Genomic DNA, 13,445 nt, shown 5'->3' on the forward strand with positions numbered 1-13,445 from the left:
TTGGTGTAAACCAAGTTTTCAAAACCGGATGGAGTTATACAGCTTGCTGAAGTTGGTGGGGTCGATGTGCAGGTAGCTGGCAATGTACTTGTGTGGTACCAGCTGAAACAGGGGTGCGCTACGTTGTGTGAACCGGATAAAGCGTTCCTCAATGCTACAGGCGTGGAACTCCCGGTGCCGGGCCGCCAAGCCCACAAACTTGGCCTCCACCATCTTCCGAAACAGCCGCTCCAGTTGCTGCGACTTGTCAAACAGCTCATTCAGCCGCTGAAACGACACCCGCCCCAGCCGACTCGCCGTCAGGGCCCGGATGGCATATTCCGAGGGATTCTGGTTTAGAAACGAATCGGGAATGCCCGCTAACGAGGGCGGATACGAAAACGACACCACGTGCTCCTTGCCGTCGTTGTTGAAATAGGCAATCTGCACCCCTTCATACACGAAATACAAGTCGCGCTCCACGCTGCCTTCCTGCACAAGAAACTCCCCTTTCTGGTAGCTGACGGGTTGCAGCTCCGCAAAAAGCAGGTCGTATACGCTGTCGTCCGTAACGTGAAACTTGCGTAAGAAAGGCTTGTAGTCGGCGTGGGTAACGGCCGCTGTGGTACAGGAAACAGCCATACAGAGAGTAATCAGCGTGTCTTTGAAAGCTAAAGAAAAGAACGCCGAAACGCTACTGCCTCAGTATCCCAACTTATTGTATTCCTCGGCTACGAAAGCTCCGTTAGTCGTCAGACCTACCAGCAATAGCCGCATGCCCGCCCAGTGTGCTGGCGACAAACCGCCGGGTACTTTCAGCAACCGGGGAAAGGCGAGTGAGAAGCTTTTGCCAGCTTTCCAGCTGCTCTTCGGGCGTGAGGGCATAGCGCCAGCGGGGCTGCCCGTCTACCCACTCCAAGTCCATCCGCATTCCATCCCGGGCCCAGACGTAGTTGAGCAAGATTTCGTCGGCAGGCAGGTGTAGCACGCTGGTGCCATCGTCGCCGACGGCTACGAACAGAAAAGCGCCGTGGTAGTAGCACAGCACGCGGTAGCCTTCCTTATCGGAAGACGACAGGCAGTAGTCGCCGGATTTAAGGCGTTCCAGTAGCAACTGGCGGCATTCGACAACGGTAGTGGGCGTAGCAGGCATGAGCAAAGCGGATAGGAGGCGTCAACTTACAGCTTATTTCTCGCCGGCCCTCAGCTACACGCAGGCATGGGCATAGCCGGAAAGTTACTGGCATTCGGGCAGGTTCGGCTGGGGCCGGCCTTGGCAGGAAGCAGTGACAATAAAAGCAGATCGGCAAAAATACCGTAGTCACGATTACATAAAACTTCGCCAGGAACATTCATCATTTTTTAACGGTTCCACTTCTGTTTGTGGTATTCAGACCAGGAAAATAGGCCTAGCACCGTGTCACAAATCAAGCTGATTCTGCCTTTCATCTGCTGGCGTTTCGCCGTAGAATTGCTCGTGTCGTTGCCGCCGGGCCCCGGCTCCTCCCCTTACTTCCTGGTTATTATGCGCACCTTCTCCATCACCCCTGCCGCTCCCCGCTCTCCACAGCCCGCCGCCCTTTCTTTGGTGCTCAAAGACAGCTACCTCAAGGCGCTGGGCTTCGTGCCCCTGCGTACCGACCAGCCCGTGCATCAGCTGGCCGCCGCGCAGCCTCTCAGTTACGTGGCTACCACCGATGTGCGCTACCGCCACCCCCGCCCCGCCGCCGACGGCACCGTGCTGTACGTGTACGCCTGGCTCCACGAATCGGGCTACCTCCTGGCTACCAGCGCCCACCTCAACCGCGAAGACCAGATCCTGGCCGAGCTAACCTCCAACGACTTCCGGCAGCTGCAGCGCCACACCCTGGAGTTTTTCGCCCGGCACGGCGGCGTAGCGGCCCTGGAGCCGGCGCAGGCGGCTTAAACAAACGGTGCGCATAAACAGCGCTGCCCCGCCCCCGGAACCTTCCTCAACGGTTTCGGGGCCGGGGCAGCACTGCGTCAGGCCTGCACTACCCGCGCCGTGACGAGCAGCTGGCCCAGGTGGCGGGTGGTGTGCTCGGCGGCGTGCGTGAGCAGCCCCACCACCGTGCTGGGCAGCCCGGCCCGCCCCACCGGCCGGAACTCCGGGAGGCTGCTTTCGGGCGTGGTGCGCAGCTGAGCGAGGAATTGTTCGGTTTGCTCATGAAAATGCGCCAGCAGCGCGGCCGTGCTGCCGGGGGCAGTGGGCACATCGTTTTCGGCGGCCAGGTAAGCCAGTTGCGCCGCGGTGAGCGGCTCCTGGCGGGCGTAGGTGGCCAGCCGGTCGAGCACGCCGGCCAGGTGGCGCAGATGAAAGCCTACGGAAGCCACACCGGCCGGCCGGGCGGCCAGTAAATGGTCGGGGAAGTTTTGCAGAGCGGCATCCAGCTCTTCCTGGGCCTGCAGCAGTGCGTGGGCAATGGGCTGGAGCAGCGGCGGCACCTCGGGCAGCGGCCCGCGCAGCCATACCTCGGGCAGGGTAGACATGGGGAGATGACAGGTAACAGGTGACAGGTAACAGGTGATTAGCGGCGCGGGGCCGCATGGCCGCTGGGGCAGCCGCCAGTCGGGAGACTGGCTTCTATTCTTCGGCGGGCAGACGCGCCCGCTGCGCGGGTTAAGTCTGCCGCCAGGCGTACATACCTGTTACGTGTCACCTGTTACTTCTTCACCTTCCTCACTTCTTATTGCCTTTCAGGTAAGCCTGGGCTTCGCGGTAGAGGTCGGAGCGGTGCTCGGCGTTTTCGCGCAGCACCAAGTAATAGTTACGGGCAGCTTTCTTGTCCCCGTCTTTGGCCGCCATGCGAGCCAGGTAGGCGTTGGCCAGCAGGTAGAAGCCGCTTTCGGTTTCGCCGGTGGTTTCGGCAAACACCACGCTGCGCTGGTAGTAGTTCTGGGCAGCCGGCAGGTCGCGCTCCATAAACTGCGCGATATAGCCCAGAAAAAACGAGGCGTAGCGCCCACTGATGGCCTCGTAGCCCGGCAGGCCCCGGTTGAGCTTGTCCAGAATCTGCTTGCTCACGCGCTGGCACTCCACAAACTCGCCCTGGTTGTAGCACACCAGCGCGTAATAGCGCTGGAAGTAGGCATTATCGGGATAGTTGGTGGCTAGCTCGCGGGCGACTTGCAGGCTGGCTTTGGGATTTTTCTCCTCCGTGTACAGCAGCCGCATCAGGAAAAACTTGGCCTCCGTGCTGGTGTAGAACCCGTTGCGGGCCACCGTGCGCAGCTGCTGCATGCCCAGTTGGCGGTTGCCCTTCGGAAAGAACAGCAGCACGGGCCGCAGCAGCGGGTAGTTTTCCGAAATCCAGACGGCGTAGTAGTTGATCAGGCCCTGCCCGAACAGGAAGTCGGCGCTGAGGCCGTTGGCTTCCTTGCTTTTATCGAGGTAGTCGAGGGCCTCCTTGCTGTTGAGGGTGGCCTTGCGCCAGTTTTTGCGCTCGGCGTGCAGGCGGGCCGCAAAGCCATAGGAGGCGGCCAGGAAAAAGCTGGCTTCGTAGTTTTTGCTGTCGTCTTCGTAGAGCCGCTCCCCGTGCACTATGGCCGTATCCAGGTAAGCCAGCATCAGCTTGTCGTACTGCTTGTCCTGAAAGTTGCTGGGCATCATCTTCCAGCAGGTGCTCAGCCCCAGCAGGAAGTAGGGCATGGGGTGGTTGGGGTAGCGCCGCCGCAAAGAGCGAAACTGACGCTCGGCCTTATCGAATTTGAAGTTGTAGAGGTTTTCGACGGCCCCGCCCAGCTCCACCTGAATATCCTTGTCGAGCAGCAGCCAGCCTTTGGTGTCCACAGCACTGGGAGCCACTTCCACACCATCCAGCTCGATATTGCGCATGGGCTGCTGGCGCTGCGTAGTATCGGGCTGCTGGGCCCACGCGGCCAGCGGGCAGCCCAGACTTAACAGCAGAAACACAAGGAAATAACGGTGCATAGAGAAGCGAAAGAAGCCGCGCAAGGTACCGCGAAAATAGTGGTTTCCGAAGGCTGCCAGTATAACCGCCCCGGACCTCCAACGGTTAGACGTTGTAGGCGGTTCGGAAATAGTACGCGGTTTCCCGGCGCAAAGTCCTACTTTGACCCCATCACGTCTGCCTTCTCTTCTTCCTAAAACCCCGAAAACGCATGCCCAAAATCATTTCCCCGCAGGTCGAATTCAGTTTTTTGCTGCAGCAGATGAAAGCAGCCACACCTGAGGTTTTTTCTGCCGACGGCAAATTTCTGAACCTGCTGGAAGGCCGCTGGCAGGAACCCGGCACCCCGCGCGAGTTCACCTCCCCCATTGATGGCTCGCCGCTGGGCCCGCTACCCATGCTCAACCGCGACGCGGCCCTGCGCGGCGTGCACGCGGCTAAAAAGGAAGCCGCCGACTGGGCTAAGGTAGACCTGGACGAGCGCAAGCGCCGCGTGCAGGACTGCCTCGACCAACTGCGCCCCCAGGTAGACCTCATCGGCAAGCTGCTGATGTGGGAAATCGGCAAGACCTACAAGCTGGGCTTCACCGACATCGACCGCGCCATTGAGGGCGTGCAGTGGTACGTGGATAACATAGAAGGCATGCTGGGCTCCCGCAAGCCGCTGGGGCTGGTCAGCAACATTGCTTCCTGGAACTACCCGATGTCGGTGCTGCTGCACGCGGTGCTAGTGCAGGCCCTGTGCGGCAACGCCGTTATTGCCAAGACGCCCACCGACGGCGGCTTTATCTCCCTGAGTCTGGCCTTTGCCATTGCCCGCCGCTGCGGCCTGCCCGTGACGCTGGTCAGCGGCCCGGGTGGGGAGCTGAGCGACGCACTGGTGAAGAATGAGGCCATTGACTGCCTGAGCTTTGTGGGCGGGCGCTACAACGGCCGCAACATTGCCGACGCCCTGGCCCAGCACCAGAAGCGCTACATGCTGGAAATGGAAGGCGTGAACACCTACGGCATCTGGGACTACTCCGACTGGAATGCGCTGGGCGACCAGCTCAAGAAGGGCTACGACTACGGCAAGCAGCGCTGCACTGCCTACGTGCGCTTCGTGGTGCAGCGCAGCCTGTTCCCGCGCTTTCTCGAAACCTACTGGGAAGCCATCCGCAGCCTGAAAGTGGGCAACCCCACGCTGGTAGACGGCCCCGACGACAAGCTGCCCGACCTGGCTTTCGGCCCCGTCATCAACCGTAACCAGGCCGAGGATCTGGACCGCCTCTACGCCGACGCGCTGAAAACCGGCGCCACGCCCATTTTCGAGGGCCAACTGGATGATTCGCTGTTTTTACCGGGCCAGGACCGCTCGGCCTACCGCGCCCCGCGCGCCCTGGTAAACCTGCCGCGCCAAAGCGAGCTGTATTTCAAAGAGCCCTTCGGCCCCATCGACAGCATTGTGCTGGTAGACCGCGTGGAGGAGCTGGTGGGCGAAATGAACATCAGCAACGGGGCCCTGGTAGCTGCCGTAGCCTCCGACGACCAGAAGTGGGCCGAGCGCACGGCCCGCGAGGTGCGCGCCTTCAAAGTGGGCATCAACAAGCTCCGCTCCCGCGGCGACCGGGAAGAGGTGTTCGGCGGGCTGGGTGAGTCGTGGAAAGGTGCCTTCGTAGGTGGCAAGCTGCTGGTGGAAGCCGTGACGGAAGGCCCCGCCCCGGTGCTTGGCAACTACGAAGAAGCTACTCTGCTGCCCGAGAAGCCCTAAGCCCACAGCGCTTACTTCTGCTTTTGTAAATCCCCCGGTGTGGTTTCTTTCCTGACAGGAAATGAGCCGCGCCGGGGGATTTTGCGTGAGCCAGTCGGCTTACGGCGGCAGTTCATATTAGTGTGATATATCAATCCGCTAGCATCCTCTACTGGGTTTGCGCATCGCCTGCCTGGACTTGAGATGCTGTGGGGAGGCTTGCAACTTTTACGGCAGGATGCGGCTCCCAGGTAGTATGCGGGCCGGGAGGCCCGGCTTGCTTTCCGCCCTTTTTTCGCTTGCTATCTGCTATGTATTATCCTTCCCTGGCCATAGGAACTTTGTTGCTGGCCGGCGCACTGTCGGGCTGCTGCGGCACGTGTATCGGCAACGACGGCAACGAATACCTGTCGCTGGCTTTTTCGACTGACTCGCTGGGGGGCCAGGGTTTTCGGCGGGCTGAGCTGCGCTCGGCCTACGTGGTGCGCTACCAGGACGACGCCCTGACCCAGCCCCTGGATACGCTGCGGCAGCCTACCAGCCTGCGCGTGTACTGGCCCCAGGCCATGCTTTCGCTGCTGCCCGTAGCCAATATTAATTCGCCGACCTACTCCAACTGGGCGCTGCCGCAAAGCTACCGGCTGGTGGTGCCCGCCGCCGCGCGCACCTACGATATCAACGCCCTGGAAGTGAAAACGTCAGAAAGCAACTGCGGCTGCACAGAAACCACGCTCACCCGTTTCGAGCTCAACGGAAAGCCCACCGAGCCGGGGCTGGGCAAGGTGGTAGTGCTACAGAAATAGTAGAAGCGCCCCTTTTGGTATAGGCGCGCAAGCAAACGGGGCGTACATTTAGCCCATGCTGCAAGTTTCTCAGCGCGGCCGGGCCATGCCCCTCTCACCCTACCGCCGCCTTACGCCCTATGCCGAAGCCGCCAAAGCCCGCGGCCTGCACGTGTACCATCTGAACATCGGCCAGCCCGATATTGAAACGCCCCCGGCCATGCTGGCGGCCGTACAGCAGGCCGATATCCGGGTGCTGGAGTACAGCCACGGCGCCGGCAACCCCAGCTACCGCCGCAAGCTGGCGGCCTACTACCAGCGCGCCGACATTGATGTGACGCCCGAGGAAATTATTGTGACCACGGGCGGCTCGGAGGCCATTTTGTTTGCCATGCTCAGCTGCCTGAACCCCGGCGACGAGGTGTTGGTACCGGAGCCTTACTACGGGGCCTACACGGCTTTTTCCATTGCGGCCGGCGTCACGCTGGTGCCGGTTCTCTCGCACATCGAAACGGGCTTTGCGCTGCCCCCGCTGGCCGAGCTGGAGGCTCACGTCACGGACCGCACCCGCGCCGTGCTCATTTGCAACCCCAACAACCCCACCGGCTACGTGTACAGCCGCGCGGAGCTGGAGCAGCTGCTGGACTTGTGCCTGCGCCATGACCTATATCTGCTGTCGGATGAGGCGTACCGGGAATTTTGCTACGACGCCCCCTACGTGAGTGCCCTGCACCTGGGCCCGTCCACCCACGAGCACGTGATTTTGCTTGATACTATTTCCAAGCGCTACAGTGCCTGCGGGGCGCGGCTGGGAGCTTTGGTCACGAAAAACCAGGCCGTGCGCGACGCCGCCTTCCGCTTTGCGCAGATGCGTATTTCCCCGCCCGGCCTGGCCCAGTTGCTGGGTGAAGCCGCCGCCGACCTACCTGAAACCTACTTTGACCACACCAAGGCTGAGTACCAGGCCCGCCGCGACCAGTTGGTGGCGCGCCTGCAGGCCATGCCTGGTGTGGTATGCCCCCGCCCCGGCGGTGCGTTCTACGTGCTCTGCCGCCTGCCCGTAGACGATGCCGCCCGCTTTTCGCAGTGGCTGCTGGAGGACTTCAATCACGAAGGCCAGACGCTGATTATGTCGCCGGCCGTGGGGTTCTACGCCACCCCCGGCGCGGGCCTCGACGAGGTACGCCTGGCCTACGTGCTGAATATTCCGGCCCTGAATGCAGCTATGGACTGCCTGGAGCACGCCCTGCAGGTGTACCCTGGCCGAAGATAGTAGGTAGCGGAGCGGTTGTCAGCTGATTCCGGCAGGATAAGCCGTAGCTTTTGCCAACGGTTTGCCTGGTTTATTCTCGCCTCATACTCCGCGTCCCCTGCTCTTTGGTTATGCCCCAGCCTACTGAAACCGCGTCCGTGAAAAAGTACTCCGCCGGTTTGCGCATCTGGCACTGGTCCAACTACCTCGTGATTTCGGGGCTGCTGAGCACCATTCTGTTTCTGCGGGTCATCATCAACATGCGCGGGCTGTTCCCGAAAATGCAGCAGGTACTGCAGGAGCAGGGCATTTCAGCCACCGAGCAGCAGTTACGCGGCGTGGGAAGGCTGGTCAGCCACCGCATCTGGGACTGGCACATCTACCTGGGCGTGGCCTTATCGATTTTGCTAGGCTGGCGCATCATTACCGAGCTGGTGCAGCCCGCCGTGCAAAGCTTCCGGGCGCGGTTGCGGCAGGCCAATCAGGCGCCTGCGGCGGGCGCCGGCTTTCGGCTGCGTAAGTCGGCGGCGGTGAAGTACAGCTACCTCGTATTCTACCTGCTGCTGACGGTGATGGTAGCCACGGGCCTGCTGCTGGTGTACGCCGACGACGTGCAGGCCCTGCACGAGATGGAGCACTTCATCAAGGACATCCACAGCCTGAATATGTACCTCATCCTGGCCTTTATCGTGGTACACATCGTGGGCGTGGTGTGGGCCGAGCTGCACAAGGACCGGGGCATCACCTCCGACATGCTGCACGGAGGCCAGGCCACTGACCAGGAGTAAGAAACTGCCGATTACTGCGTATCTTAAAACCGTCGAAGCGGCCTGCGGGCGGGCTTCGGCGGTTTTTCATGCTTAGATAGTTGTTGCTGATGCGAGTTTCCGTATTGTTGGTCGGGGTTGTAGGCGCAGGCTTGTTGCTGAGCAGCACGCCGCCCGCTCGTCAGGCCCAGTACCTTACGCTACGGCGCAACGGCGCGGCCCTGTCCACCGATTCGCTTAGCTCCCGCTTTGAGGTGTCGCCGGGCGCGGGGCGCGTACTCACGCTCACCATCGTACCGGCTGACGCACCCGACGACCCCGGCCTGACTATTATGGTAGATGAGTTCAAGCCTGTGCCCCAGGTGTACCGCTTCAAGGAAATTTTGAGCGGGCACATCCGGGAGGCTTCCTACCGCGTGGGAAATGTATCGGCTGAGTCGAAAGCCTGCGCCCTGAACGACGGGGAAGTGCGCGTCACGGCCGTAGACGCGGAGCATCACCTCCTCACGGGTACCTACCGGGCCGTGCTGTGCCAGACCAACGTGGCCCGCAGCGCCGCCCGCCGCCTGGTGCTGGAAGGCTCTTTTTCCTTTCCCTACGAGGAGCGGTAGCCCCATTAAAATCAATTTGGGCCACTCTTGAGGAGCAGCCCGAATTATTGCTTGTCGGCCTTTTCGCTTATAGCGTTGCTAAGTCAATAACGAAACGGTACTTCACGTCACTCTTCAGCATCCGCTCGTAGGCCTCGTTGATGTAGCTCATGGGAATGACTTCGACGTCGGACACGATGTTGTGCTGGGCGCAGAAGTCGAGCATTTCCTGGGTTTCCTGGATGCCCCCGATAAGCGAGCCGGCAATGCGGCGGCGCTTGCCAATGAGCTGGAAAGCGTGCAGCTGTGGGGCCTCCGGGGGCACGCCCAGCAGAATCATGGTGCCGTCGCGGCGCAGCAGGCTCACGTACTGGCTCAGATCCAGCGGGGCCGAAACGGTGTTGATGATGAAGTCGAAGTAGTTGCTTACGCTCTTGAGGGCGCCTTTATCTTTCGTTACCACAAACTTATGGGCTCCCAGGGCCCGGGCATCGGCTTCCTTATCGGGGGAAGTGCTGAGCACGGTTACCTCGGCGCCCATGGCGGCGGCCAGCTTCACGGCCATGTGGCCCAGGCCACCCAGGCCCATCACGCCTACGCGGTGGCCGGGGCTTACGTTCCACTGGCGCAGGGGCGAGTACGTAGTAATGCCCGCGCACAAGAGCGGGGCTACGCCGGCCAGCGGCAGGGAGTCGGGCACCCGCAGCGTGTATTTTTCATCCACCACAATCAGGTTGGAGTAGCCGCCGTAGGTGGGCGCGCCGGTTTCCTTTTCGCGGCCGTTGTAGGTGCCTACCATGCCCACTTCGCAGTACTGCTCCAAGCCCTCCTGGCAGCTGGGGCAGGTGCGGCAGGAGTCCACCATGCAGCCTACACCAGCCAGGTCGCCTACCTTAAAGTTTTTCACATGGGCGCCCACCTGCGTCACGCGGCCCACGATTTCGTGGCCGGGCACCATGGGAAAGATAGAGCCGCCCCACTCGTCGCGCACCTGGTGCAGGTCAGAGTGGCACACGCCGCAGAACAGAATTTCGATTTGTAAATCGTGGGCGCCTACTTCGCGGCGCTCAAACTGGAAAGGCTCAAGAGGAATATTGGCCGCAGGGGCGGCGTAGGCTTTGGCTGGGGTCATGGGTAAGAAAGCTTGAAAAGAAGTCTGTTTAACTCTGCCGCTGCCCGAAGGTTGTGCGCCACCGCGCAGTATCTTGCCTCGCCGATATTCTTCTGTCGTCATTTTTTCCTGCTTATGATGCCCTCGCCTGCGCCTACGCGCCGTTTTTACGGAGGCTGGCTGGTTGTACTGGCAATGCTGCGAATGGCGGCGCAGTACCAGCTCACGCACCCCAGCTACCAGCTTCACCGCGACGAGTACCTGCACCTCGACCAGGCCAACCACCTGGCCTGGGGCTATATTTCGTTGCCGCCACTTACGTCGTGGGTGGCGTGGCTGGTGCAGGCTCTGGGCAACAGTGAGTTCTGGGTGCACTTTTTCCCGGCCCTGTTTGGGGTATTCACGCTGGCGCTGGTGTGGGCGCTGGTCCACGAGCTGGGCGGTGGCCTCTACGCTAAGCTGCTGGCCGCCGGGGCCGTGCTGTTTTCGGCCCTGCTGCGCATCAACCTGCTGTTTCAGCCTAATTCCTTTGATGTGCTGGCCTGGACAGCGGCCACGTATTGCCTGGTGCGCTACCTGCGCACCGAGCGCCTGGGCTGGATGCTGGGCGTGGGCGCGGCCCTGGGCCTGGGGCTGCTGAACAAGTACAACATCGTGTTCTGGGCCGCCGGCATAGCGCCGGCATTGTTGCTCTCAAAGCATCGCGCGCGGGTGTTCGGGCGGCGGGCCATGTACCTGGCAGCGGGGCTGGCCTTGCTGATTTTCCTACCGAACCTGCTCTGGCAGGTACAGCACAACTTTCCGGTAGTGTGGCACATGCAGGAGCTCAAGCGCACCCAGCTGGTAAACGTGCAGCCCGCTGATTTCCTGAAAAGCCAGCTGCTGTTTTTTCTGAACAGCCTGTGGCTATTGGTGGCCGCCGGGGTAGGGCTGGCGCGCTGGCCCGCGCTGCGGCCCTACCGGTTTCTGGGCTGGAGCGTGCTGCTGACCCTGGCCATTTTCCTGGCGCTGCGAGCCAAAGACTACTACGCCATTGGGCTGTACCCGCCGCTGCTGGCCGTGGGCGCGGTGTATATGGAGCATCTGCTGCAAGCCGGGCGCTGGCGCTACCTGCGGCCGGTACTGCCGCTGGTGCAGGCGCTGCTGTTTATTCCCATGCTGCGGGTAGCGTTTCCGCTGCAGCCGCCGGCCGCCCTGCAGCGCCGTGCCGCCGATTTTGAGGCGCTGGGCTTGCTGCGCTGGGAAGATGGCCGCAACCATCCCCTGCCTCAGGACTTTGCCGATATGCTGGGCTGGCGCGAAATGGCCGACCAGGCTACCCGGGCCTACCAGCTCCTGCCCGACTCCCTCCGTGCCCACACCCTGGTGCTCTGCGACAACTACGGCCAGACCGGCGCCATCAACTACTACGCTGCTGGCCGCCTGCCACCCGCCGTGTCCTTCAATGCCGATTACGTGTACTGGTTTCCGGATCTGCGCTCTGTCCAGGCCATTGTGCTGGTGAGCGAAGACGGACCCGATGCGGAAGACGGCGCACATTTTCGGCAAGTGCGCCTTATCGGCCGCGTAACGGAGCCGCTGGCGCGTGAACACGCCACGCGGGTTCTGCTCCTTATCGGCCCCGACAAAGCTATTATCACGAAGCTGCAGCAACGACTGAAAGACCGCCAACAGCTGCGGTAACCGATTTCATCAGTCAGTTGCCCACCCAAAATTTCAGAGTAAAAACCAGTCATTCCAAGCACCGCTGACTTGGTTTAGGGTAAGCAGCTCCTGCTAGGCAGTAGCCGCAAAATACCGCCGCGCCCCGCCTTAACTACGGGCTGGTACGGATAGCGCTGCGCCGTGCGAGTGTCCACCTTTGTTTCCGGGTTGCTCCTTGCTGGCAGCCCGGAAATACCATGCGTAAACCATTACTAGTATTGCTTCTCCTGCTGCTGGCTACCCCAACCGTGCTGTGGGCGCAGGACGATGAGGAATTCGGCTTCGGCTTCTACGTGCAGGGCGGCACGAATTATACGCCCGGCTTCAAGCTGGACTCGTACGACCGGTTCCGGGCCAGCTTCAACCAGGCCGCCCGCTCGCGGCTGCAAACCGAGCTGGGCGCCTGGCAGCCGCAGCGCTTCCAGAACTTTGGGGGCGGGCTGTACTTCGGGCCAATTCACCTGAGCTTCAATAAGCAGTTCAGCAGCGCCACGGCCGTGGCGAAGTTCAAGAACGGCGACCAGCGCGAAATGACGCTGGATTACAACCCGCTGGACATGCACTTCGAACTGCTGTTCGGCAAACGGCTGCAGGCCGGCGCGGGCTGCGGGCTACGGGTCGAAAATGCCACCGTGCGCAGCGGCCTGCGCTACGCGGGCGGCCCGCTCAGTTACGGCGAGGATCAGGCGCTCAACGGGATTTTTCGCTCGATCAGCGGCGGAGCCATAACGGGCAGCGCCCGCGTCGACTTTCAGCTCGTGCGGGTGAAGAAACGGCCCTTGCTGACGCTGTCGATGCGCGGCACGTACGCGGGCGTGACGCGCAAATTCCTGGAGGGCAACGCCTACCTGCTGCCGTATTCAGACCAGATGATGAAAAAGATGAGGGGCGGCAGCGGGCACGCCGACGGCACCCTGCGCTTCTACCTGCCCGAAGAAGTAAGCCAGCGCAACAACGTGTACACCACGATGGTGGGCGGCGGAGAGGCGTTTTCGGGCACGGTACACGGCTGGGCCTTTTCCGCTAACCTCATATTGACGCCCTACGAATGGTACGCCGACGCCAACTAACCGCCCGCCGGCGCTACACGACGGCCCTATGCCTGCTGGGGCTGAGCACCGCCTGCGAAAAGCCCGAAATCCGCGACATTGAGCAGGAAGAAACCCGCTGGGAAGGCACCTGGCAGGTGCCCGAAATTCGCCTGGTGGTGACGGATACGCTGGGTAACGTGCGCTCCGAAACCGTGCAGACGGACCAGGGCACGGCCACGTTCCGCATTGCCTCCCAGGAAGGCAGTGACGTGTTCAACGACGTGGCGTTCGAAGGCGAGGCAGCTAATTCGCAGCTGGTGAGTTACTTTCGGGGCGTAGCGGCGGGAAACCGGATTCCCGGTGGCTGGTCGCTGTACTGGGATGCTGACCCGGAAGCGCGGCGGCTGATGATCTGGGGCATTGCGCCAGGCGTCAGCTACCACCGCACCGTGAATGTGGAAGTGGTGAGCAAGCAGGAGCGGAAACTGTTTTACATTTTCCCGGCGGGTGCCAACGGCACCACCCGCAACGAGCGGCTGTTTTACACGCTCACGTTGCGCAAGTAGGA

The 13,445-nt window shown here is 61.6% G+C and carries 14 protein-coding genes; 9 read left to right on the forward strand and 5 right to left on the reverse strand.

Going from position 1 to position 13,445, the window contains the following annotated elements:
• Nucleotides 1-18: 18 nt before the first annotated feature.
• Both LRS06_RS05650 and LRS06_RS05655 read right to left on the reverse strand, forming a co-directional pair.
• On the reverse strand, nt 19-621 hold the full coding sequence (locus tag LRS06_RS05650; RefSeq protein WP_257870589.1) for a Crp/Fnr family transcriptional regulator: 603 nt from the start codon (nt 619-621) through the stop codon (nt 19-21).
• Nucleotides 622-724: 103 nt separating this feature from the next.
• Nucleotides 725-1,132 carry a hypothetical protein gene (locus LRS06_RS05655; protein WP_257870590.1) on the reverse strand — a complete coding sequence of 136 codons (408 nt, stop codon included), beginning with the start codon at nt 1,130-1,132 and terminating at the stop codon, nt 725-727.
• Nucleotides 1,133-1,396: 264 nt separating this feature from the next.
• Here LRS06_RS05655 and LRS06_RS05660 point away from each other — a divergent pair, with 264 nt between their 5' ends.
• Nucleotides 1,397-1,906, forward strand: a complete 510-nt coding sequence (locus LRS06_RS05660) for a hypothetical protein (RefSeq protein ID WP_257870591.1) — start codon at nt 1,397-1,399, stop codon at nt 1,904-1,906.
• A 77-nt stretch (nt 1,907-1,983) separates the two neighbouring features.
• Here the strand turns inward: LRS06_RS05660 and LRS06_RS05665 are convergent, their stop codons facing one another.
• Both LRS06_RS05665 and LRS06_RS05670 read right to left on the reverse strand, forming a co-directional pair.
• Nucleotides 1,984-2,490, reverse strand: coding sequence for a DinB family protein (locus tag LRS06_RS05665; RefSeq protein WP_257870592.1), 507 nt, complete (start codon nt 2,488-2,490; stop codon nt 1,984-1,986).
• 190 nt (nt 2,491-2,680) lie between these two features.
• Entirely contained in the window at nt 2,681-3,931 is a 1,251-nt protein-coding gene (locus LRS06_RS05670) for a tol-pal system protein YbgF (RefSeq protein WP_257870593.1), read from the reverse strand.
• Nucleotides 3,932-4,122: 191 nt separating this feature from the next.
• Between LRS06_RS05670 and LRS06_RS05675 the strand changes: the two genes are divergently transcribed.
• From LRS06_RS05675 to LRS06_RS05695, 5 genes are all read left to right on the forward strand, one after another.
• On the forward strand, nt 4,123-5,661 hold the full coding sequence (locus LRS06_RS05675) for an aldehyde dehydrogenase family protein (RefSeq protein WP_257870594.1): 1,539 nt from the start codon (nt 4,123-4,125) through the stop codon (nt 5,659-5,661).
• 290 nt (nt 5,662-5,951) lie between these two features.
• Entirely contained in the window at nt 5,952-6,443 is a 492-nt protein-coding gene (locus tag LRS06_RS05680; protein ID WP_257870595.1) for a hypothetical protein, read from the forward strand.
• Nucleotides 6,444-6,498: 55 nt separating this feature from the next.
• Nucleotides 6,499-7,695, forward strand: a complete 1,197-nt coding sequence (locus LRS06_RS05685; protein WP_257870596.1) for a pyridoxal phosphate-dependent aminotransferase — start codon at nt 6,499-6,501, stop codon at nt 7,693-7,695.
• Nucleotides 7,696-7,805: 110 nt separating this feature from the next.
• Nucleotides 7,806-8,462: a cytochrome b/b6 domain-containing protein gene (locus LRS06_RS05690; RefSeq protein ID WP_257870597.1), complete on the forward strand. Its 657-nt coding sequence runs from the start codon at nt 7,806-7,808 to the stop codon at nt 8,460-8,462.
• 89 nt (nt 8,463-8,551) lie between these two features.
• Nucleotides 8,552-9,052, forward strand: a complete 501-nt coding sequence (locus LRS06_RS05695; protein WP_257870598.1) for a hypothetical protein — start codon at nt 8,552-8,554, stop codon at nt 9,050-9,052.
• A gap of 67 nt (nt 9,053-9,119) precedes the next feature.
• On the opposite strand, the gene LRS06_RS05700 is transcribed toward LRS06_RS05695, so the two are convergent.
• Nucleotides 9,120-10,163 (reverse strand): NAD(P)-dependent alcohol dehydrogenase, encoded by a 1,044-nt coding sequence (locus tag LRS06_RS05700; RefSeq protein WP_257870599.1) that lies wholly within the window; start codon nt 10,161-10,163, stop codon nt 9,120-9,122.
• A 114-nt stretch (nt 10,164-10,277) separates the two neighbouring features.
• Between LRS06_RS05700 and LRS06_RS05705 the strand changes: the two genes are divergently transcribed.
• The 3 genes from LRS06_RS05705 (at nt 10,278) to LRS06_RS05715 (ending at nt 13,443) form a co-directional block, all read left to right on the forward strand.
• Complete coding sequence (locus LRS06_RS05705; RefSeq protein ID WP_257870600.1) at nt 10,278-11,825, forward strand: glycosyltransferase family 39 protein; 1,548 nt, start codon at nt 10,278-10,280, stop codon at nt 11,823-11,825.
• A 218-nt stretch (nt 11,826-12,043) separates the two neighbouring features.
• On the forward strand, nt 12,044-12,916 hold the full coding sequence (locus LRS06_RS05710; RefSeq protein WP_257870601.1) for a hypothetical protein: 873 nt from the start codon (nt 12,044-12,046) through the stop codon (nt 12,914-12,916).
• A complete protein-coding gene (locus LRS06_RS05715) occupies nt 12,895-13,443 on the forward strand; it encodes a hypothetical protein (RefSeq protein ID WP_257870602.1) in 549 nt (182 codons plus the stop codon). Before LRS06_RS05710 ends, LRS06_RS05715 begins: the two co-directional genes overlap by 22 nt.
• Nucleotides 13,444-13,445: the final 2 nt, after the last annotated feature.

This window comes from Hymenobacter sp. J193 (genome assembly GCF_024700075.1).
In the GTDB taxonomy this organism is placed as follows: domain Bacteria; phylum Bacteroidota; class Bacteroidia; order Cytophagales; family Hymenobacteraceae; genus Hymenobacter.